This window comes from Bariatricus sp. HCP28S3_D3 (assembly GCF_052065755.1).
GTDB lineage: Bacteria > Bacillota > Clostridia > Lachnospirales > Lachnospiraceae > Allocoprococcus.
Map to the genome: position 1 here is coordinate 1 of NZ_JBQHTK010000090.1, position 851 is coordinate 851.

At 46.8% G+C, this 851-nt stretch carries 1 protein-coding gene and 1 pseudogene; both read right to left on the minus strand.

Translation table 11 applies throughout. The features are described from left to right. On the minus strand, positions 1 to 403 hold a 403-nt coding region (locus ACTNB3_RS17820), incomplete at its 3' end, for a transposase domain-containing protein (protein ID WP_441027297.1). A gap of 142 nt (positions 404 to 545) precedes the next feature. Further along, a pseudogene (tnpB, locus tag ACTNB3_RS17825) lies at positions 546 to 833 on the minus strand (IS66 family insertion sequence element accessory protein TnpB); the annotation flags it as partial. Between the last annotated feature and the right edge of the window lie 18 nt (positions 834 to 851).

An 851-nucleotide genomic window follows, 5' to 3' on the forward strand; every position in this document is an offset into this window, starting at 1 on the left:
TACCGCATACCGGACAGATCTGGTCTTCTTCCGGAAGAGGGATCACTACTTTTTCAACCTTCAGGCCTTTGAAGAGATCCTCATGGGTTGCCTTCTTTTTACGGGTATGTTCCTTGATCACAGTTTCTTCTTCCAGCAGGGACGGATCCTGTTCCATTTCTGCTTCATCAAAGAGATTCTGTTGTCCCGGAATATCATCAGATCTTCTTTCGCTGGAAGAGCCGAAAAGCTTTTTGGTCAGATAGTCCACCTGTTCCAGGAGTGCTTTCTCGTGACTGGATTTTTCGTCAATAATAAGACGGAGAGATTTGATCAGCTCAGTCTGTTCAGATACCATTGTTTTCAGTTGTGATACTGTATCTTTCAGCTCTCGAAGCTGGATATCTTTCGCATTGGAAGCCATCGGTTCTCTCCTCGGATTTGATATCTTTATTATACCAGAAACGGGGCTTTTACTAAAGGAAAATGACTCCTGAAAAATGCCGAATTTACAAGGGATTTCCGGGTTTTTCTGTGCAGGATTTCTGCTGAAATCCAGATACTTTTTACTCTGCTTTGAGGGCTTTTGGCTGGTCAATATCGATCCCCGACATCAGCCAGTCAAACTCCCGCCAGGAAAGATTCCGGACCTCCGACTGCTTCCTGGGCCATTGATAGCCGCCGCGGACAGACAAGCGCTTATAGATTAGAACGAAGCCGTCCGGTTCCCGGAACAAGGCTTTGATCCTGTCCCGTCTTCTTCCGCAGAAAAGGAAGAGAGCACTGGACGACGGATCCATCTTAAGCTGGTCTTCGATAACGGCGCAGAGTCCGTCAATGGATTTTCGCATATCGGTATAGCCGCATTATCC